Annotated in this window: 16 protein-coding genes and 1 tRNA gene; 5 read left to right on the top strand and 12 right to left on the bottom strand. The window is 59.0% G+C overall.

The features are described from left to right. Positions 1-101: 101 nt before the first annotated feature. A tRNA-Thr gene (locus tag AB4Z23_RS10435) sits at positions 102-177 on the bottom strand. 207 nt (positions 178-384) lie between these two features. Between AB4Z23_RS10435 and AB4Z23_RS10430 the strand changes: the two genes are divergently transcribed. Further along, positions 385-2,124, top strand: a complete 1,740-nt coding sequence (locus AB4Z23_RS10430) for a GGDEF domain-containing protein (protein WP_421477227.1) — start codon at positions 385-387, stop codon at positions 2,122-2,124. A gap of 18 nt (positions 2,125-2,142) precedes the next feature. Here AB4Z23_RS10430 and AB4Z23_RS10425 read toward each other — a convergent pair whose 3' ends face one another. From AB4Z23_RS10425 to AB4Z23_RS10405, 5 genes are all read right to left on the bottom strand, one after another. Continuing rightward, positions 2,143-3,252 (bottom strand): endonuclease/exonuclease/phosphatase family protein, encoded by a 1,110-nt coding sequence (locus tag AB4Z23_RS10425; protein WP_003513055.1) that lies wholly within the window; start codon positions 3,250-3,252, stop codon positions 2,143-2,145. A gap of 167 nt (positions 3,253-3,419) precedes the next feature. Further along, on the bottom strand, positions 3,420-4,448 hold the full coding sequence (locus tag AB4Z23_RS10420) for an ABC transporter ATP-binding protein (RefSeq protein ID WP_421477225.1): 1,029 nt from the start codon (positions 4,446-4,448) through the stop codon (positions 3,420-3,422). Continuing rightward, positions 4,436-6,130, bottom strand: coding sequence for an ABC transporter permease (locus AB4Z23_RS10415; protein WP_019565334.1), 1,695 nt, complete (start codon positions 6,128-6,130; stop codon positions 4,436-4,438). The genes AB4Z23_RS10420 and AB4Z23_RS10415 overlap by 13 nt, the downstream gene beginning before the upstream one ends. Before the next feature lie 9 nt (positions 6,131-6,139). Then, entirely contained in the window at positions 6,140-7,123 is a 984-nt protein-coding gene (locus AB4Z23_RS10410) for an ABC transporter substrate-binding protein (RefSeq protein WP_421477223.1), read from the bottom strand. Between the two features lie 310 nt (positions 7,124-7,433). After that, entirely contained in the window at positions 7,434-8,678 is a 1,245-nt protein-coding gene (locus AB4Z23_RS10405) for an aminotransferase-like domain-containing protein (RefSeq protein ID WP_421477221.1), read from the bottom strand. Between the two features lie 265 nt (positions 8,679-8,943). Here AB4Z23_RS10405 and AB4Z23_RS10400 point away from each other — a divergent pair, with 265 nt between their 5' ends. Together AB4Z23_RS10400 and AB4Z23_RS10395 are read left to right on the top strand one after the other, a co-directional pair. Then, positions 8,944-9,396: an RbsD/FucU family protein gene (locus tag AB4Z23_RS10400; protein ID WP_026330787.1), complete on the top strand. Its 453-nt coding sequence runs from the start codon at positions 8,944-8,946 to the stop codon at positions 9,394-9,396. A gap of 109 nt (positions 9,397-9,505) precedes the next feature. Further along, the gene (locus AB4Z23_RS10395; protein WP_112391983.1) at positions 9,506-10,537 is read left to right on the top strand and encodes an endonuclease/exonuclease/phosphatase family protein; all 1,032 of its coding nucleotides are present in this window, start codon (positions 9,506-9,508) and stop codon (positions 10,535-10,537) included. Between the two features lie 73 nt (positions 10,538-10,610). Here the strand turns inward: AB4Z23_RS10395 and ilvC are convergent, their stop codons facing one another. The 3 genes from ilvC to AB4Z23_RS10380 all read right to left on the bottom strand — a co-directional run bounded on the left by ilvC (position 10,611) and on the right by AB4Z23_RS10380 (position 13,389). Beyond that, positions 10,611-11,630, bottom strand: a complete 1,020-nt coding sequence (ilvC, locus tag AB4Z23_RS10390; RefSeq protein ID WP_003507583.1) for a ketol-acid reductoisomerase — start codon at positions 11,628-11,630, stop codon at positions 10,611-10,613. 44 nt (positions 11,631-11,674) lie between these two features. Further along, positions 11,675-12,328, bottom strand: a complete 654-nt coding sequence (locus AB4Z23_RS10385) for a TetR/AcrR family transcriptional regulator (RefSeq protein ID WP_003513063.1) — start codon at positions 12,326-12,328, stop codon at positions 11,675-11,677. A 152-nt stretch (positions 12,329-12,480) separates the two neighbouring features. Beyond that, on the bottom strand, positions 12,481-13,389 hold the full coding sequence (locus tag AB4Z23_RS10380) for an AraC family transcriptional regulator (RefSeq protein WP_003513064.1): 909 nt from the start codon (positions 13,387-13,389) through the stop codon (positions 12,481-12,483). Positions 13,390-13,576: 187 nt separating this feature from the next. Here AB4Z23_RS10380 and AB4Z23_RS10375 point away from each other — a divergent pair, with 187 nt between their 5' ends. Then, the gene (locus tag AB4Z23_RS10375; RefSeq protein WP_003513067.1) at positions 13,577-14,623 is read left to right on the top strand and encodes an NAD(P)-dependent alcohol dehydrogenase; all 1,047 of its coding nucleotides are present in this window, start codon (positions 13,577-13,579) and stop codon (positions 14,621-14,623) included. Positions 14,624-14,767: 144 nt separating this feature from the next. On the opposite strand, the gene AB4Z23_RS10370 is transcribed toward AB4Z23_RS10375, so the two are convergent. Together AB4Z23_RS10370 and AB4Z23_RS10365 are read right to left on the bottom strand one after the other, a co-directional pair. Further along, the gene (locus AB4Z23_RS10370) at positions 14,768-16,033 is read right to left on the bottom strand and encodes an NAD(P)/FAD-dependent oxidoreductase (protein ID WP_441360080.1); all 1,266 of its coding nucleotides are present in this window, start codon (positions 16,031-16,033) and stop codon (positions 14,768-14,770) included. A gap of 71 nt (positions 16,034-16,104) precedes the next feature. Then, positions 16,105-16,860, bottom strand: a complete 756-nt coding sequence (locus tag AB4Z23_RS10365) for a pyridoxine 5'-phosphate synthase (protein ID WP_003513071.1) — start codon at positions 16,858-16,860, stop codon at positions 16,105-16,107. Positions 16,861-17,093: 233 nt separating this feature from the next. On the opposite strand from AB4Z23_RS10365, the gene AB4Z23_RS10360 reads away from it, so the two are divergent. Then, on the top strand, positions 17,094-17,789 hold the full coding sequence (locus AB4Z23_RS10360) for a MerR family transcriptional regulator (RefSeq protein ID WP_026330785.1): 696 nt from the start codon (positions 17,094-17,096) through the stop codon (positions 17,787-17,789). 106 nt (positions 17,790-17,895) lie between these two features. On the opposite strand, the gene AB4Z23_RS10355 is transcribed toward AB4Z23_RS10360, so the two are convergent. Then, positions 17,896-19,023 (bottom strand): ATP-dependent DNA helicase, encoded by a 1,128-nt coding sequence (locus tag AB4Z23_RS10355; protein WP_003513075.1) that lies wholly within the window; start codon positions 19,021-19,023, stop codon positions 17,896-17,898. Between the last annotated feature and the right edge of the window lie 3 nt (positions 19,024-19,026).

Below are 19,026 nucleotides of genomic sequence, written 5' to 3'. Positions count from 1 at the left end.
TGATAAAAATACGTGGCGTTAGCTCATCGTTAGCCTGATGCATTCAGCAGCTAACGCGCAATTAGTCGCCCAACCTAAGTAGTTGAATACAATAAGAAAACTGGTGCCCCCGACAAGGTTCGAACTCGTGACCCCCTGATTACAAATCAGGTGCTCTACCAACTGAGCTACAAGGGCAATCCAGTGCCTTGCCAACTATCAGATTCTCACTTCGTGTAAAGCAAAAATTGATTGCGCGCCGTTGGGAGACCTCTTTTCCACACCGTACCTGTGGGTTTCAATCACCAGGTCGCGGCAAAAGGCCTGCAAAATAAGCGAAGTATTTACGCGATGTAGCTAAAATGGCGATAATTCATAACCATCCCACCGGGAATAACGCATCGCATGCGCGCAAGCATACAGAAAATCCAACTAACCGGTACGATCGTCATAGCGGTAAGTTCCATCTTGTTGGCAACCCTTGCCGCCCTGCCGAGCGTTTCCAGTTACTTACGCTACCGGACCAATGCGCAGCAACTCAGCCGCTTCGAAACAGCCCTCCAGTCCGCATGGCTGGTATCGGCCGAGCGTGGTCCTGCCAATAATTTGATGGGCGCGTCTTCCCCCGATGCAAAACTGGTCCAGGAGCTTGCCGCAGCGCGCAAGGCGACGGACGACAAGCTGGTGGAACTCGAAAACTCTTTTGCCGCGGAAATCAGGGCGCAGCCAGAATTGGCAAAATCGCTGGTCGATACACGCCGAAAACTGGCGCAATCCCGAGAAGCGGTCGATCAGGTTGCTGCACTTCCCGAATCCGCGCGCAGCTACACGGCAATGTCCAACGCAATTTTTGCGATGTTCAAGGCGGCGGACAGCGTCAACATGCTGCGTGGCAAGACCGCCCGCGCGATCATCAAGGTAACGCCCAATGTAGCGATCGACATCGCCATGACCGGCACTGCCGGAGTGATGCGGGACCGGATCGGTCGCCTCGGTTCTTACGTGGTCATGAGCCTGCGGGCGAACAGGCAGGACAAGCTGAGCCTCCGCGCCAAATTCGACACGGAAATACAGAGCCTCACACTGCTGAAATCGTCGCTGACGAACTACACCGCCGCTTACCTGTCCACACCACGCGTCGATGCAGCGTTTCGCGATATTGAAATCTTCTATTTCGGCCAGGCACTTCCCTATGCGCAGAATACGATTGCGATGGTGGTGCCGTCCGCGCAGCCAAGCATTCGCGAATTCTCCGAAAACTACATCAAGGGCATGCGGTCCTCGAGCACGTTGCGCGACCTTATTCTCGCCGAAACACGGGCAAGGATAGAAAGGAACAAGGAACAGGCGTTGATCTATGGTGGAACGTCTCTCCTCCTCGCTCTCATCGCGGTTCTGGTATTGCTGCGGCTTGCATCGGTTTACAGAACGGCACTGTTCCGCCCCATGCAATCCGTCCAGACGCAGATCGCCGCAATCGCCGCTGGCGATCTTTCAGGAGCCCTGTATCAGGACAAGGCTGCTCCGGAAGTGAAGAAAATGTTCGAGGAACTGGATTTCCTGCGCGAGCAGCTTCGCCAGAAGGAAGAAATGGAAAAGCAGCAGTCTGCGCTGGCCGAACAATTACGCACGCTTTCAGAAACAGATGCCTTGACCGGTGTGTCCAATCGCCGTGCGCTGGAAAAGACCGTTCGTGCCATATTGAGCGGCGAGGAGCAGTTGCAGGCGCTTGGCGTGATGATTGTCGACATCGACTACTTCAAATCCATCAACGACCGTTATGGCCATGCCATGGGCGACCTCGCGCTACAGAAGACAGCGACTCTTTTAAGAGGCGCCCTCCGTAAAAACGATATTCTGGCGCGCTATGGCGGCGAGGAATTCGTGGTCGTGTTGCAGGATGTCAGCCACGCGACGGCGACCGCCACCGCCGACCGCCTGCGCCGGCTGATTGAAGCCCAGGTCATTGATGAACAAAGCGGGCTGTCACTGACGGCAAGTTTCGGCGTGGTCTGGCAGGAGGCACGGGCGATCAACAGCTGGGACGAGCTGATCGCAATTGCCGACGACCGGCTTTATGAGGCCAAGCGTGCGGGCCGCAACCGGGTATGGGCGACCTACTTCCCCAAGGTCGCCAACGGCTAGGCGGACCGGAGCGGCAGGTCAGATCAGATCGAGCGTCATAACAACAGGGCAATGGTCAGAAGCCTTGGGGCGGTCCCAGCCGGTGCGCGGATAACGATCCACCTCCTGCCCCGGCGGAAAGACCGTCCTGTAAGGCTGGCCAGCGCGGATGATTTCGGGAACCCTTGTCGCATTGATCTGCGCAAGATGTGGGGAAAGCCAGATATAATCGAGCTGGCAGAGATGCTGTTCCTGTGGCCCGCGCGAATGATAGAGCGTCCAGCGATCCATGACGTCACGGCGCGACATCGGATTGGTCACAAAATCATCCGCCGTGAAGATATCGAGCGCGCTCCGCTCCTCTTCCACCGGCGTAAAGCTGTAGCCGCTGCGCCGGTCGCCGGAAATCGAAATGCGTTCCTGATAATCATTCATGTCGCCGCAGATGGCAAAATTCTTGTTGCGGGTATTGTTTGCGCCCCAGCGGTTTTCGATGATGCGGCGAACGGCCATGGCTTCCGCCTCGCGAATCGGCATGGTGGCGAGCCGGGCATCTATGGCGTCACGGGCATTGGTCATGGATTTGAAATGCGTGACGTAAAGCGTCAGCGGTTTGCCGCCGATCCTCAGATCGATTTCCAGACAATCGCGTTTGAAAATCTTGTCGTCTATCTGGTTGGTCGCGGCAAGTGCGGGATTGAAGAGATCGAGATTGCGGTAGGTTAGCGCGGCGTGGCTCTTGATGTCGATGACCTCGATCTTGTCGCCGTCTCGGGTCTGCTCGCGCATGACGACGGCGACATCGATGCCGCGGCTGTCATTGCCCTCGACCAGATATTTCTGCAGATAGCCGTTGCCGACCATGCGGTAGAGATAGCCATATTCGAAAGCCTGCAGGGCCGCCATGTTGTCGACTTCCTGCAGGCAGAGAATATCGGCATCCGCATCCGCAATGGCCAGCGCCGAAAGTTGCCGCGTATCGTCTGTGGAAGAGACTGCCCGCGCACTTTCCAGCGCCTGATAGGTTGCCTCGTCCCTGATATCGAAAAGCTGGATCGCCCTGTCGCGCCGCGTCTGGTTGCGAAAACCGGTAAAGTCGAAACGGGTGAGAAGATTTTCGATATTGAAGGTGGCGAGCCGAAGCGACATGTTTCATTCCTGTTGCTGGAATGGGAGCTTAGCCGCTCCCGTTCGGTCTCGCCAGTGGCCTGTCGCGTCGATCAGATTTCCCTATTCACGATGTCGGATTTTATGTGCGGGGATATTCCCCACCCTCATTCCTGTGCCCGTCACAGGGATGAGGGTGCAAGCAAATGCTAAAGACGCCACGCCTCACGAATCGCAACCGGCAGTTGGTCACCGACCACAACCGATTCTCGAGAATAAGCCCGAAGCGCCTGCCCGTCCGGCAGGTCGAGACGCAGGGCATAACGCTCGCCCTCGTAGAGAACCGAGGTCACGGTGCAGGTGATTCCATCCGCATCCTGCACCACGTCCTGCGGCCGCACGAGAATATCCGCCCGTGGTAATTGCCCACCGTTATCCATCGCTGTGCGGAGCGCGTCCCAGTCAATATCCCGCGAAGAACCTTCCGGCACCGGCACGGAGAGAATGGCGCCCTGCCCCACCAGCGAGCCGACAAGACGCCCCTCGGGTCGTGCATAAAGCTCGGCGGGCGGCGCGACCTGAAGCAGCTTGCCCTGAGACATTACGGCGACATCGGTTGCCAGCGCCATGGCTTCGGCCTGATCGTGGGTAACATAGATCATCGTCGCGCCGGATCGGATGTGGAACTCGCGAAAGGTCTCCTCCATCTCCTGCCGCAAATGCCGGTCGAGATTGGCGAGTGGCTCGTCGAGCAGCACCACATCGGGTTCGGTGACGAGGCAGCGAGCCAGCGCCACGCGCTGCCGCTGGCCACCGGAAAGCTCGGCGGGACGGCGGTCCGCAAAGCCTTCAAGGCGTACGGCTGCCAGCGCTTGGGCCACCTTCTCGCGATATTTCTCTCCGGAAATGCCGCGAACCTTCAGGGGATAGCCGGCATTGTCGGCAACCGACATGTGCGGCCAGAGCGCATAGGACTGGAACACCATCGCCATGTTGCGCCGCTCCGGCGGCACCATGCTGCCGGCATCGGCCAGCACCCGCTCGCCGAGCAGGATGGAGCCATCAGTCGGTTGCTCGAAACCGGCGATCATGCGCAGCACTGTCGTCTTGCCGCAGCCGGACGGCCCGAGCAACGCGAGGAAACCTCCCTCACGCACCGTGAGCGAGAGGTCGTCAACGGCGGGTTTCGAACCGGCTCCAAAGCTTTTCGTCAGACGATTGAGGATCAATTTCGCCAAGGGACCACTCCTTTCGGCAGATAGCGCCCCAGAATTTCGAGCAGCAGCATGAGGAAAATCACCATGATGACGACAAGCACCGAAAGTGCGGAGGCAAGATCGAAGCTGCCGCTGTCATCGAGGTTATAGATGAGCACACCGAGCGTCTGCGTGCCGGCGGACCAAAGGAGCGCCGAAACCGTCAGCTCATTGCAGGCGATCAGGAAAACGAGGATGACGGAAGCGCCAGCCGCAGGCCCGACCAGCGGCAGGATGATGTCCTTCAACCGCCGCCAGAAACCGGCGCCCGAAAGCCTTGCCGCCTCTTCCAGCGACGGATCGAATTGCAGGAAGGCGCTGACCATCGGTTTGAGGCTGACGGCGAAAAAGGAGGAAAAATAGGCGAGCAGAATGATCCAGATCGTGCCGTAAAGCGTGATGCCGAGCAGCGGGATGGGGGCCGCGAACAACAGGACGAAGGATACGGAAATCACCACACCCGGCAGCGCATAGGGAATATCCACCAGCGCCGACAGCAGGAACATGAAGCGGCTTTTGCCGCGCACCAGGAAATAGGCGGTCAACACCGTCACCGCAAGCAGGCAAAGGGATGTGACCGTCGCCAGAAACAGCGAGTTGCGGAAGGCTGTGCGGGTTACGCTCTGCCGGTAGAGTAGCTCCTCATAGGCGTGCATCGTAGCGGTCTTGAGACTGAGCGGCACGCCATAGGCGGGGGCAAGCGAGCTTGCCACCAGCGCAGCAAGTGGTGCGACCAGCATGAAGAACAGCACGAGCCAAAGGACAAGCTCAGCAACTACACGCCAGCGCGACAGCTTGAAAGTCGCGGCCTTGCCGGAAAGACCGATGATGCGATAGTCCCTGCCCTTCATTGCCCGCTCTTGCAGCGCAAGACCGGCCACGGAGATGATGGCGATCATGGTCGAGAGAATGGCGATATCGCCGAAGGTGCTCGCACCAAAACTGGCGAAGCGGCTGTAGATCAGCGTCGGCAGGGTGAAGATCGAGGCCGGAATACCGAGGATCGCCGGAATACCGAAATTGCCGACATTGGATACAAATGAGATCGCCGCCCCGGCGATCAATCCCGGCGTCGAAAGCGGCAGGATGATATCGAACAGCACGCGCCGAGGCGAAGCACCGGAAAGCTTGGCTGCCTCGATGCCATCCTGCGGCAAAGCGAGCAGGCCGGCGCGCAGCGACAGATAGACAAGCGGCGCATGCTGCACACCGAGCAAAAGCGCGATACCGGCAATGGAATAGAGCGGCTGTGGCGACCCCATGGGCGGCGCAAGGCCGATGGCCTTTAAAAGCGTGCTCGACGGGCCGGTCATGCCGATCCACGACAGCGCCGTCACCTGCGGCGGGATCATCATAGGCAGCATGAAGAGGAAGCTTAAGATCGACTTGCCGCGTATGTCGCAGAGCGTCAGCGCCAGCGCGAAGCCCCCGCCGATCATGAGTGAAATCAGCATGCCGAAAAAAGAGGTGGACAGCGTGTTCAGCGCCGCATCCCAAAGGGCGGGATCAGCCAGCAATCGCCATATGTCACCGTTGAGTGACGAAACAATGCCGGTATAGGCGAGCCGCCCGAGCGGCAGGGCGCTGAGCGCAAAAACGACGCTCACCACAAAAGGAAACAGCCAGCGCGGCTGGCTGTTTCCATAGGCACTTGATCGGGACATGCCGCTATATCAGCCCTTGGAGCCGAAAATATCGGAGAAGGTCTTCAGATCCTGCTCGGAATTCTTCAGCGCGTCCGCGGCGTTGAGCGGCAGGACCTTGAGCTTGTCGCGGGCGGGGAAACCTTCCGGCATGCCAGCGTCAGCGCGCGCGGGGATGTAACCGAGCTTGACGAAGCCCTGCTGGCCTTTTTCCGAAAGCACGTAGTCGACGAACTTCTTAGCGGCTTCCTCATGATTGGTACCCTTGAGGATCGCGACCGGTTCGGTCACGGCCGAAACGCCCTCTTCCGGGAAGACGAACTCCACCGGGGCGCCCTTGGCCTTTTCGCGGATCGGCATGTAGTCGACGACAACGCCGTAAGCCTTCTCACCTGATGCAACCGACTTCAGCACCGCGCCGTTACCGCCGCCGGAAATGGCTTCATTGGCCTTCAGCTGCTTGTAATAGTCCCAGCCGAGGCCGTTGGCAGCGGCCAGCGTCTGCGCGTGGATCAGCGCTGCACCAGAGGTCAGCGGGCTCGGCATGGTCACCAGACCCTTGGCTTCCGCCTTGGCAAGATCCTTCCAGCTCGTCGGCTTCATCGCAGCGGCAGTGTTATACATGATGCCGGTGGTGATGAGCTTGGTGGAATAATAATAGCCGTCCGCATCGTAGAGCGAGGCGTCGATGTTCTTAGCTTCCGGGGACTTGTGGGCCATAAGCTGGCCAGCCTGCTTCATGCGCTCGAGTGTGACGGTGTCGGCGATCAAGAGCACGTCGGCAACCGGATTGCCGGCGCTGATCTCAGCCATCAGCTTGGCCATGATCTTCGGCGTTCCGTCACGCACCCATTCGACTTCGATACCGGGATTGGCGGCCTTGAAACCATCAACGGTCGCCTGCGCGTCCTCGTTCGGCTGGCTGGTATAAAGCACCAGGTCGGCAGCGTTGGCAGCGGTGGCGATGAAGCCGAGCGATACGATGGCGGTAAAAGCGGAAAGCAGCGTTTTCATAGGTCCAGTCCCTGTTGTTTCGTGGGACCGCTAAAACATGATTGCATAACATGTATGTGACAGGCAGGATTTTAGGGGGGGGGTGATCTCGGTGGCCAAGGTGGAGACCGGGGCCTACCCCCTCTGCCCTGCCGGGCATCTCCCCACAAGGAGGGAGATCGGCAAGACGCTCTTTCGTCACTTAATTTTCGAACGTTGAGATGGGCGAAACCTCACCACGGGTTGATCTCCCCACCTGTGGGGGAGATGTCCGGCAGGACAGAGGGGGGGTAAGACGCACCCCCCGTCGCTGCCGAAAACCTCGCAACCCTCAAATCGCCGGAACCACTTCGGTCGTCTCCGCCTGCGCCGTCGCGATCAACCGGCCAAGCCGCTTCATGCCTTCCTCGATCATCGCCTCGTTGGCGCAGGAGAAGCTGATGCGCAGCGTGTTCGTGCCCGAGCCATCCGCAAAGAAGGCGCGACCCGGAACGAAGGCGACCTTCTCCGTTGCGATGGATTTTGCCAGCAGTGCGGCACCATCCATGCCTTCCGGCAGGGTGACCCAGATGAACATGCCGCCTTCCGGCTTGGTCCAGCGCGTGCCCTTCGGCATGTATCTGTCGAGCGCAGCCAGCATCGCATCGCGGCGGGCGCTGTAGGCAGCCTTGATCTTGGCGACCTGCTTGTCGAAGCCGCGCGAAGCGACACGTTCGATGGCGATCTGGTTGATCGTCGAGGAATGCAGGTCTGCGGCCTGCTTCATCAGCACCAGCTTGCGGATAACTGGCGCGGACGCAACGATGTAACCGACGCGAAGGCCGGGTGCGAGCGTCTTGGAGAAGCTGCCGCAATAGATGGTGCGGATGTTCTCGATGCCGCCCGAGCGGGCAATGTCCAGCGCCATGATCGGCGGAACCGCCTCGCCGTCGTAACGCAGTGACTGATAGGCGGCGTCTTCGATGACGGCGATATCCAGCTCGTCAGCCAGCGCCAGAACCTTTTCACGGCCGGCAAGATCAACGGTTTCCCCGGTCGGGTTCGAGAAATCGGCAGAGAGATAAGCGAACTTCACGGCGCCGCCGAGCTTTGCCGCGGTTTCGCGGTAAGCTTCGGGCGTGCGGTTGCCGCCGGGATTGAGCTGGTCGTAATTCGGCTCATAGGCGTTGAAGGCGGAAAGTGCGCCGAGATAGGTCGGCCAGGTTACCAGCGCGGTATCCTTCGGCGACAGGAACAGCTTGCCGAGGTAGTCGAGACCCTGCTGCGAACCGGAAACGATGAAGACGTTGTCGGCTGTGCATTCGATGCCGATCTCGGCCATTTCGCCCGCCAGCCATTCGCGCAGCGGCTTGTAACCCTCGCTCACCGAATATTGCAGCGCCGAGTTGACCTGCGAACCCGAAAAAATTTCCGCATAAGCCTGCTGAAACTCCTCTGCGGGGAAAAGAGCCGGGTCCGGAATGCCACCGGCAAAGGAGATGATATCGGGCTGCTCGAGCAGCTTCAGCAGCTCGCGGATTTCAGACGCTTTCATGCGCGACGAGCGCGTGGCGAAAATTTGTTCCCAATCAAGCATGGGTACGTTTCCTCTTGTGTCGTTTTTATGCGTGCATCTTTACAGAAATGTCGATACGTCAGCAATACTGACTTATCAGTTTTTCGAATTATTTCTGCCTCCCTGCACGTTACCCGCATTTGGGCCCGCCTTTGGCGGACAAAGCCAAATACACCCTTGCGCAAAGCTTCACAATCTTCCGTTTGCGATTGACGCGGCAAGGTTTTCCGGCTGGATTGCGGCCACGCGCCGCGACACGGCGAAAGCATCATGGGAGTTTGACGACATGCTGAAAAATATCGACCCGGCGCTGAATGCCGATGTCCTTCACGCGCTACGCGCCATGGGTCACGGCGATACGCTGGTGATTTCCGACACCAACTTCCCTTCCGATTCGGTGGCTCGCCAGACAACGGTCGGCAAGGTGCTGCGCATGGACAACATTTCCGCCGCCCGCGCCATGCAGGCGATTCTCTCGGTGCTGCCACTCGACACGCCGCTGCAGCCTTCGGTCGGACGCATGGAAGTGATGGGCGCACCGGACCAGCTGGAACCCGTACAGGTCGAAGTGCAGAAGGAAATAGACGCGGCGGAGGGAAAATCCACCCCCATGTATGGTATCGAACGCTTCGCCTTCTATGAACAGGCTAAAAAAGCATATTGCGTCATCACAACAGGCGAGACCCGTTTTTACGGCTGCTTCCTGCTGACGAAGGGCGTCATCCCTCCGGGCAAATAAGATCGAACGGCAAATTGGGTCGCGTGCTAAACCCGTCATGACAATTTCAAGTTGTTGTGGCAAAAACTTCCACTAGGTTTTGTAAAACCAACCGGAGGTGTGAGGTATCATGACCCAATATGTCCTGGCGTTCTGGAATGTCGAAAACCTGTTTGCGCCGGAGGGTTATCCAGCGCGCGAACCTTGGATTGCCGAGCGGCTGAAGAACGATCTCAAAGGCTGGACCGAAGATCTGTTCAAGACCAAGCTCAGGCAACTCGGTTTGATCATAAGGCAGATCGGCGGCGCCGGGCCGGATCTGCTCGGCGTGTGCGAAGTCGAGAACCGTTTCGTTCTGGAGACGCTTGCGGAACATCTGAACGACCTCATGCCTGAGCGCGCCTACCGTGTGGTGCATGCAGATTCCAGCAAGGACCAGCGCGGCATCGATACGGCCTTCATCTATGACAGCAAGAAGCTACTGATCAACGAAAACGAGATTTTCAGCCATTTCGTGATGCGCCGCACCGGTACCCGCGACATTACCCAATGCACCTTCATCACCAAGGGCGGACGCCAGCTTATCGCCCTTTCCAATCACTGGCCGTCGCGCTCCGGCGGCGCGGTGGAAAGCGCCGGTTTTCGCATGACCGCCGGTGAGACGCTTGGCTACTGGCACCAGCGGATCAGGGAAGAAAAAGGAAACGACATCGCCGTCGTCGCCTTCGGCGATTTCAACGACGACCCTTCCGATGCATCGCTACGCTATCACGCCAATTCCACCCGCGAGCGCGACGATGTCGAAAGCTCGCAATCGGCAATGTTCTACAATCTCACCTGGAACTACCTGCGCCAGCAGGTAGTGGATTCAGTCGGTACGGCAAGAACGATCTACGGTACGCTCTATTTCAACGGCGACGCCAATATCTTCGACCAGATCCTCGTCTCAAGATCGCTTCTGAACGGGAGCAGCGGCTTCGCGGTGCGCGAGGAAACCGCGAAAATTGAAGCCATTGCCGCCATGGTCAGCCACAGCAAGAATGAGGGGCCGATCCGCTTCGGCCTGTCGAAAGGCGATGCAGTCAAAAACGTCAATCTCGGTGGTTTCTCCGATCACTTTCCCGTATCGGTCATTATCGAGGAAGCCGACGCCATCGTGTGATCCTAGCCAGGCCCAATGCAGAAAGGCCGGAGCTCTCGCCCCGGCCTTCCAATATTCTGTCAAGCAATGAAGCTTAGTTGACGGCCTTGTCGACCAGCTTGTTCTTGCCGATCCAGGGCATCATGCCGCGCAGCTTTGCGCCGACTTCTTCGATCTGGTGGGCGTCGTTGTTGCGACGGATGCCCTTGAAGCGTGCGCCGCCGGCCTTCCATTCCTGCATCCACTCGGTCGTGAACTTGCCGGTCTGGATGTCGTGAAGAACGCGCTTCATTTCAGCCTTGGTGTCAGCGGTGATGATGCGAGGACCGGTGACGTATTCGCCCCACTCGGCCGTGTTGGAGATCGAGTAGTTCATGTTGGCGATGCCGCCTTCATAGATCAGGTCAACGATCAGCTTCACTTCGTGCAGGCATTCGAAATAGGCCATTTCCGGTGCGTAACCGGCTTCGACCAGGGTTTCGAAACCGGCGCGGATGAGTTCTACGAGACCGCCGCACAGAACGACCTGTTCGCCGAAGAGGTCGGTTTCGCACTCTTCCTTGAAGTTGGTTTCGATGATGCCAGAACGGCCGCCGCCAACGCCGCAGGCGTAGGAGAGAGCGAGTTCAAGTGCGTTGCCGGAAGCGTTCTGGTGAACGGCAACGAGGCAGGGCACGCCGCCGCCCTTCTGGTATTCGCCGCGAACCGTGTGGCCGGGGCCCTTCGGTGCGATCATGACGACGTCGAGCGAAGCCTTTGGCTCGATGAGGCCGAAGTGAACGTTGAGGCCGTGTGCGAAAGCAATCGCCGCACCGTCACGGATGTTGCCGGCAATGTCGGCCTTGTAGATGTCGGCCTGCAATTCGTCAGGCGTCGCCATCATCAAAAGGTCGCCCCACTTGGCGGCTTCAGCAACGGTCATGACCTTGAAGCCGTCGGCTTCCGCCTTCTTGACGGTCGGCGAACCGGCCTTCAAAGCAATAACGACGTTCTTGGCGCCGGAATCCTTGAGGTTCAGCGCATGGGCGCGGCCCTGGGAACCGTAGCCGACGATGACGACATTCTTGGACTTGATGAGATTGAGATCCGCATCACGATCATAATAAACGCGCATTTTATGGTCCTTCCCTAATGCTTGTCTCTGTGTGAACCGGAACCTCAGGCGACCTTGCCGCCCAGTTCCGAATGTACCTTTTCCGTGCCGTAGAGTGTTAGAAAGGCGACCACCGCCTTCTTTGCCCGGGCGGAAAAATCCTTGTCAGGCGCCTCGCCCAGCAGCATGCGCACATGCAGATCCGAAACGATGAGGCCGTAAAAACTGCGATACGCCTCTTCGGCGTCATCGAAACGCAGGTAACCCGAACGGCGACCCGCCTCGATCAACCCGCGGGCGCGGCGGTCGATCTGGCGACGGCCACGTTCCAGAAGAAGATCGCCAAGCTTGGAACCATCACGGCTCGCCTGCCCTATCGCCAGACGGTTGAGCGCCAGCGACACATCGCCCGCCAGCACATCAAGCAGATCATGTGCGAAAACCTCGAGATGATCGGCAAGCTGCGGCGCAGACACGCGGTCGCCCGCCTTCTCGAAGGTGCGAACCTTGCTTTGCTGGAAGGTGATCATCGCAGCCAGCAGGCCGTCCCGGTCGCCAAACCATTTGTAGAGGCTTTCCTTGGAACAGTTGGCCGCACGCGCAAGACCGGAGGTCGTCAGCGCTTTCTCGCCACCCTCGACCAGAAGACGCAATGCCTGATCCAGAACGGCGTTCTGGCGCGGCGAAAATTCCTGCGCTGTGATCGGGTCGGAGGCCACTTATTTCCACTCCAGAGGCTCGATTAATGTACCGTACGGTACGGTTCGAGCGCCATTTAAGCGGAGGCAGCTTGCCCGTCAAGCGCTTTCTTCACAGTGATGTACGAATTGACGCGATGCGGCAGCAGGATGCGCCGCACCATAATGCCGCTTTATCCGGCCGCGCTTATCTCACGCGAGGCGTCGACGTCGCGTGAGGGCGACATCCCGTAAAAGCGGCTGTATTCCCGGCTGAACTGCGAAGGGCTCTGGTAACCGACACGATGGCCGGCCGTGCCTGCATCCAGGCGCTCCAGCAGCATCAGCCGGCGCGCCTCATGCAGCCGCAACTGCTTCTGGTACTGAATGGGGGTCATGGCCGTGATCGTCTTGAAATGGTGATGGAAAGACGACACGCTCATGCCGATATGCTCCGCAAGTTCCTCGATACGCAGCTGGCGCGCGAAATTCTCGCGCAGCCAGGAGATGGCGCGGGCGATCCGATTGCCATGGCTTCCGGCAGCGACGATGTTCATCAGTTGCCCACCCGCTGGTCCCGTCAGGATTCGATAGAGGATTTCCTGCTCGATCAGCGGCGCCATGGCCGCAATGTCCGCCGGGCGGTCAAGCAGGCGCATCAGCCGAATGGCCGCATCAAGCAGCTCCGGTGTGGCGGCGTTCACCACGATGCCGCGCTGGCCGCTTACCGGCTCCTGAGGGCGCTCGATCGGCATGCGGCTCATAAGGTCGAGCAGCTTTTCGCTGTCGATCGCAAGCCCGATGCAAAAATGCGGTACTTCCTCGCTCGCTTCCACCACACGCCAGGCAACCGGCAGGTCGAGCGAGGTCAGAAGATAGTCGCCGGCCCCGTAATTAATGGTGTCCGTTCCCAGCTGAACGCTTTTCGACCCCTGGATCACCATTGCCAAACAGGGACGATAGCTGCCGTGGCACGGCGCGCTGGGTGTAGACCGGCGGCTGATGCCGAGGGTTTCGATTGCCGTCTGGACCTCGCCATCGCGGGTGGCATGCCGTGCGGCGATGGAGGCGATCTCCTGATAGAGATTGAACGGCATGGTCATCTGGGAAACCCTTTAGGGAAGGAAGCAGCGTGTCTGTTTGCATTATCTAGAAAGCCGGGCCAGTTTCCGCAAATAGCCCACCGCAATTTTTTGCAGGATCGTGCAAAAAGCTCGGAGGATCGCTCTAACGCCGCGGCACCCTTCCATTGCATATTCCGCCGTCCCCAACTCCCGAAAGGATATTCAGATGGCCATTGCAAGAGGTTATGCTGCGACCGATGCGTCGAAGCCGCTTACCCCGTTCACCTTCGAACGCCGCGAGCCTAACGATGACGACGTTGTCATCGATATCAAATATGCCGGCATCTGCCACTCGGACATCCACACCGTCCGCAACGAATGGAAGAATGCCGTCTTCCCGATCGTTCCCGGCCATGAGATTGCCGGTGTCGTGAAAGCCGTTGGCTCCAAAGTCACGAAATTCAAGGTCGGCGATCATGTCGGCGTTGGCTGCTTCGTCGATTCCTGCGTCGGTTGCGCCACCCGCGACCTCGACAACGAACACTACATGCCCGGCCTCGTCCAGACCTATAACGATGTCGATCCGAATACGAAGACAGCCACCCATGGCGGTTATTCCGACTCGATCGTGGTCAAGGAAGGTTATGTCCTGTCGATCCCGGACAACCTGCCGCTCGACGCTTCCGCGCCGCTTCTATGCGCAGGCATCACGCTCTACTCGCCGCTGCGCCGCTGGAACGCCGGTCCCGGTCAGAAGGTCGCAATCGTCGGCATGGGTGGTCTTGGCCACATGGGCGTCAAGCTCGGCGCTGCCATGGGCGCGGATGTCACAGTTCTTTCCCAGACCCTGTCTAAGAAGGAAGACGGACTGAAGCTCGGCGCGAAGGAATATTACGCCACCAGCGACGCCTCGACCTTCGAAAAGCTGGCCGGCACCTTCGACCTGATCATCTGCACGGCAGGTGTCGCAATCGACTGGAACGCCTATCTCGGCCTCCTGAAGCCCAAGGGCAGCATGGTCGTGGTCGGTGCACCGGAACATGCGATCCCGGTCCACGCCTTCTCGCTCATCATCGGTGCGAAGAGCCTCTCCGGCTCGATGATCGGCTCGATCAAGGAAACCCAGGAAATGCTGGATTTCTGCGGCGAGCATGACATCGTCTCGGAGATCGAAACGATCAACATCCAGGATGTCAACGAAGCCTATGAGCGCGTGCTGAAGAGCGACGTTCGCTACCGCTTCGTCATCGACATGGCATCGCTCGACGCTTGAGCCCTAGATTGGCACAAGCTCGCCACATCCGCACTCCGTCACCCCGCACTTAATACGGCGTGACGGAGAAGTGGTTTGGCGCACTGACCATAAGCAAGCGCGGGAAGCCAATGCTTCCCGCGCTTTCCTTTACCCGCCCTGCCCTCAGGCCTCGTCCTTCAACGTCTCTTTCTGGGTGATCAGCCGCGCGCTGTGCTGGCCGCTGAGGTAAATCCACAGCCAGCTCCACGCCACGGCCAGCCGCGAGCGCGTTCCGATCAGGAAATAGATATGGGCAAGCCCCCAGATCCACCATGCAAGCACGCCCTTGAGCTTGAACCTGCCGAAATCGATCACCGCCGCGCGTTTGCCGATTGTCGCCAGATTACCCTGATGGCTGTAGCGGAACGGCGCGGGCTCCGGCTCTCCGGATAGCCGCGCCTTGATGACCTTTGCCACATGGGCGCCCTGCTGCTTGGCTGCAGGCGCAATGCCCGGCACCGGTTTGCCGTTTTCCTGATTGACGGCGGCCGTATCGCCGATGACGAAAATATTGGGGTCGTCTTCCAGATTGAGATGCGGCCCGACGATAGCGCGTCCCGCCCTGTCGGCAGCAGCATTCAGCCACTTTGCAGCGGGAGACGCCTGCACGCCAGCGGCCCAGACCACCGTGCGGCACGGATAAAAGGTCTCACCCACCGTCACGCCCTCATCGGTGCAGGCCGTCACCGGTGTGCCGAGCAGAACCTCGACGCCGAGCTTTTCAAGCGCCTGCTTGGCATAGGCGGAAAGATCGTTCGTGAAAACCGGCAGAACGCGCGGACCTGCCTCGACAAGCAGCACGCGGCTCTTTCTGGTATCCACATTGCGGAATTCCGGCGGCAGCGCCTTGTGGGCAAGCTCGGCGATCATGCCCGCCATTTCCACGCCCGTCGGGCCTGCCCCGATGATGACGAAGGTCAGTTGCGCCTGCCGTTCGTCTTCGCTGCTGGCAAGTTCCGCACGCTCGAAAGCCAGAAGCAGGCGGCGGCGGATCGTCGTTGCATCCTCGAGCGTCTTGAGGCCGGGAGCCGCACGCTCCCATTCGTCACGGCCGAAATAGGCATGACGGGCGCCGGTGGCCAGCACCAGCGTATCGAAGCCGATGACCTGACCGGAACTCAGATGCACGGTGCGGGCGTCACGGTCTACGCCGTTCACTTCCGCAAGCAGCGTCGTCACTTCCTTGCGGTCGCGGTAAAGATGGCGGATCGGCCAGGCGATTTCGGATGTCGCAAGAGCCGTCGTCGCAACCTGATAAAGCAATGGCTGAAATAGATGATGGTTGCGGCGGTCAATCAATGTGATGCGGACAGGGGCCCCCTCCAGCCCGTGTACCATTTGTAAGCCGCCGAAGCCTCCACCCACGACGACAACGTGATGTTCTTGCATGTGTCTCTGCCTTTAAAAGCTCGCGCACGGAGCATGCGCAAGCAGATTATAGGCAAAAAAATTGACTTTGGTTATGAAATAGCCTGACCGCAGGCGCGACAAAAACGCCGGACTGTTTCAGCCATGCCATATTCCAGCGCATCCGCCGTCAACCCGTGACCGATGGAGACCTCTGCAAGATAAGGTATACGTTTCATAAGCTTGGGCAGGTTTGCTACAGTCAGGTCGTGCCCGGCATTGACGGCAAGCCCGAGCGCTGCGGCGTAGTCCGCCGTCTGTCCGAGTTTTTCCAGAAGCGCGTCACCCTTTTGCGGATCGTCAAAACAGCCGCCATAGGGACCGGTGTAGAGCTCGATGCGGGCAGCACCCGTCTCAGCCGCCAGCTCCACCGCTTCGCGCTCGCCGTCACCATCGGCAAAAAGCGAAACCCGCATACCGCCAGCCTTGAGGCGCCCAACGGCTTCTCTCAGGAAAACCGCGTGCTTGCGGAAATCCCAGCCATGGTCTGATGTCGCCTGCGACGGATCGTCGGGCACCAGCGTCACCTGCTCAGGCTGGGTCTGTTCGCACAGAACGAGAAAATCCTCCGTCGGATAACCTTCGATGTTGAATTCCGCGCTTGGGAAACTGTCATCGATGAGCGCACGCAGCACCGGCAGGTCCGAAAAGCGGATATGGCGCTGGTCCGGTCGAGGGTGTACAGTCAGCCCGCTAGCACCCGCAGCGAGTGCAATATGCCCGAAATGCGCGACATCCGGCCATGGGAGATCGCGACGGTTGCGCAGCATGGCAATTGCGTTCAGATTGACGGAAAGTTTTGCGGGCATGACATCGAGGCTCCGGTTCGGAATTGACATCCTGTTTCACGCAGGTTGACGCCGACCGCAAGGAGGCCGATAAAATTTTTTAAGGATACGGGAACGAAAGCAGGCAATACAGGTTACGGTTCTCATGCAGCATCGGCAAAATGTCTTGATCAGAAGACAGATCTGCGGTGGGGAACAAGTAACGAATGCCATAAAAAGCAGGCACACTGTCAAAACGCGCGAAGGGGGAAACGATGCAGAATGGCAGGATGCCGTTTGAACACGGCGACGAGGACAAACCCAATCTAAGGATCAGCAGCTTTTTACCGGATATAAGCCTGCCCTCCTCCCTGCCCGCCGAACCGGTTCCCATCGCCGACATGGCCAACATTTTCGGCGTAACGCACCGGACCCTGCATTTTTACGAAGAAAAGGCGCTGCTGACCTCGAAACGCATCGGCCAGATGCGGGTTTATTCCCACCGCAACGTGCAACGCATGGCGGTGATAAATGTCTGTCGCGAAGTCGGCATTTCCGTCGCAGCCATTACAGACATCATGGAAAAACTTGCCCGCTCTCTCTCGCAGGAAGAAGCGGACGAGATATTCCACTCCGCGCTGCGGCAGCGAAAAAGAGAACTGACCGCGGAACGCTCCACGCTTCAGCGCCAGGCCCAGCAGATCGAAGAACTGCTCGCCACCGATAACGATGCTGATGGCCTCGACGCCGCTGAGCGGGGACCGGGCAAGGATATCGCGCTGACAGACAACGAGCGAAAATGCCTGGAACTGATGGCGGAGGGGTACGCCCCGGTAAGGCTCGCGCGCGCTCTCGGCCTTTCAGGTAACGACCTCAACGAACTGGAGGCGAAGATCATCGGCAAGTTCAGTGCCAGCAACCGCTTTCAGGCGGTTGCCAAAGCGGTTCTGCTCGGTGTCATCCGCGCCTGACAAAGCATTTCCACGAAAACTGCACAGCGGTTTTCCGTCCGGACAATGCGCAGACAAAAGAATTGGAGCATTGAAGGTGCCCGCTATTCACCGGAAATGCTCTATCTCAGCGAACGATTGTGAGTGTTTCTGCGGCGCGGGTGATGGCGGTGTAAAGCCACCGCTCGCGCGAATCGCGGAAGGCATAGCTCTCGTCAAAGAGAACCACATTGTTCCACTGCGAACCCTGCGCCTTGTGCACGGTCAGCGCATAGCCGAAATCGAACTCGTCATAACGCTTGCGGGTGGTCCACGGAATTTCCGTTTCCACATCCTCGAAAGCCGCCTTCAGCAATTTGATCTTGGCCGCGCCGCGATCCATATCGTCGTCTTCAGGCCGGATCATCAGGTTGATGCCGGGTTTCACCGTCTCGCGCGACGAACTCATGACCTGCCAGAGAGAGCCGTTCAGCAGGCCCTTGGCCGGATCGTTCCTCAAGCAAACCAGCTTGTCGCCGGATTGCGGATAATCGGCCGTAAATCCCTTCAGCTCGCGAAGCCGCTGGTTATAACGGCGGCGCGTGCGATTTGTGCCGACGAGCACCTGATCGGCATCGAGCACGAGCGACTGTGTCACCTCGGACTTGGAAATCACCTGCGCGGCACCGTAATCGCCACGCATGATCTCGCGGCCTTCCCGCACATCCATGGCCAGATGGATGATGGGATTGTCCTTGGCCTGCCGGTGAATTTCGGAGAGCAGGTAATCAGGCTCCTGCTCCGTGAAGAAGCCACCGCCTGAAACCGGCGGCAACTGCCCGGGATCGCCGAGCACCAGAATAGGTGTGCCGAAGCTCATCAGATCCTTGCCGAGCTGCTCATCCACCATCGAACATTCATCGATGATGATGAGTGCCGCCTTGGCGAGCGGGCTCTGGCGGTTGATGGAAAACATCGGTGCGACCGAGGTCTTGCCGGTTTCCTCGTCTTCCACGGTCTCTTCGCCGCGCGGGCGGTAGATCAGCGAATGGATGGTGCGGGCATTGGTCGCCCCGCGCGAGCGCAGCACCTGCGCCGCCTTGCCGGTGAAGGCCGCAAACAGCACTTCGCCATCGACATTTTCCGCGAAATGTTTGGCAAGCGTTGTCTTTCCGGTTCCGGCATAACCGAACAACCGAAAAACCGGCGTCCGGCCTTCCTTCAGCCAGCGGGAAACAGCCTTGAGCGCTTCGTCCTGTTGCGGTGAAAATAACATGCG

The organism is Agrobacterium sp. MCAB5 (genome assembly GCF_052114365.1).
Lineage (GTDB): Bacteria > Pseudomonadota > Alphaproteobacteria > Rhizobiales > Rhizobiaceae > Agrobacterium > Agrobacterium tumefaciens.
The sequence above is the reverse complement of the archived record's forward strand: the minus strand, read 5'-3'. Positions and strand labels throughout refer to the sequence as shown.

Coding starts and splice junctions, on each gene's coding strand:
- AB4Z23_RS10430 (WP_421477227.1), top strand. CDS start 385: ATGCGCGCAAGCATACAGAAAATCCAACTAACCGGTACGATCGTCATA.
- AB4Z23_RS10425 (WP_003513055.1), bottom strand. CDS start 3,252: ATGTCGCTTCGGCTCGCCACCTTCAATATCGAAAATCTTCTCACCCGT.
- AB4Z23_RS10415 (WP_019565334.1), bottom strand. CDS start 6,130: ATGTCCCGATCAAGTGCCTATGGAAACAGCCAGCCGCGCTGGCTGTTT.
- AB4Z23_RS10410 (WP_421477223.1), bottom strand. CDS start 7,123: ATGAAAACGCTGCTTTCCGCTTTTACCGCCATCGTATCGCTCGGCTTC.
- AB4Z23_RS10405 (WP_421477221.1), bottom strand. CDS start 8,678: ATGCTTGATTGGGAACAAATTTTCGCCACGCGCTCGTCGCGCATGAAA.
- AB4Z23_RS10400 (WP_026330787.1), top strand. CDS start 8,944: ATGCTGAAAAATATCGACCCGGCGCTGAATGCCGATGTCCTTCACGCG.
- AB4Z23_RS10395 (WP_112391983.1), top strand. CDS start 9,506: ATGACCCAATATGTCCTGGCGTTCTGGAATGTCGAAAACCTGTTTGCG.
- ilvC (WP_003507583.1), bottom strand. CDS start 11,630: ATGCGCGTTTATTATGATCGTGATGCGGATCTCAATCTCATCAAGTCC.
- AB4Z23_RS10380 (WP_003513064.1), bottom strand. CDS start 13,389: ATGACCATGCCGTTCAATCTCTATCAGGAGATCGCCTCCATCGCCGCA.
- AB4Z23_RS10375 (WP_003513067.1), top strand. CDS start 13,577: ATGGCCATTGCAAGAGGTTATGCTGCGACCGATGCGTCGAAGCCGCTT.
- AB4Z23_RS10370 (WP_441360080.1), bottom strand. CDS start 16,033: ATGCAAGAACATCACGTTGTCGTCGTGGGTGGAGGCTTCGGCGGCTTA.
- AB4Z23_RS10365 (WP_003513071.1), bottom strand. CDS start 16,860: ATGCCCGCAAAACTTTCCGTCAATCTGAACGCAATTGCCATGCTGCGC.
- AB4Z23_RS10360 (WP_026330785.1), top strand. CDS start 17,094: ATGCAGAATGGCAGGATGCCGTTTGAACACGGCGACGAGGACAAACCC.
- AB4Z23_RS10355 (WP_003513075.1), bottom strand. CDS start 19,023: ATGTTATTTTCACCGCAACAGGACGAAGCGCTCAAGGCTGTTTCCCGC.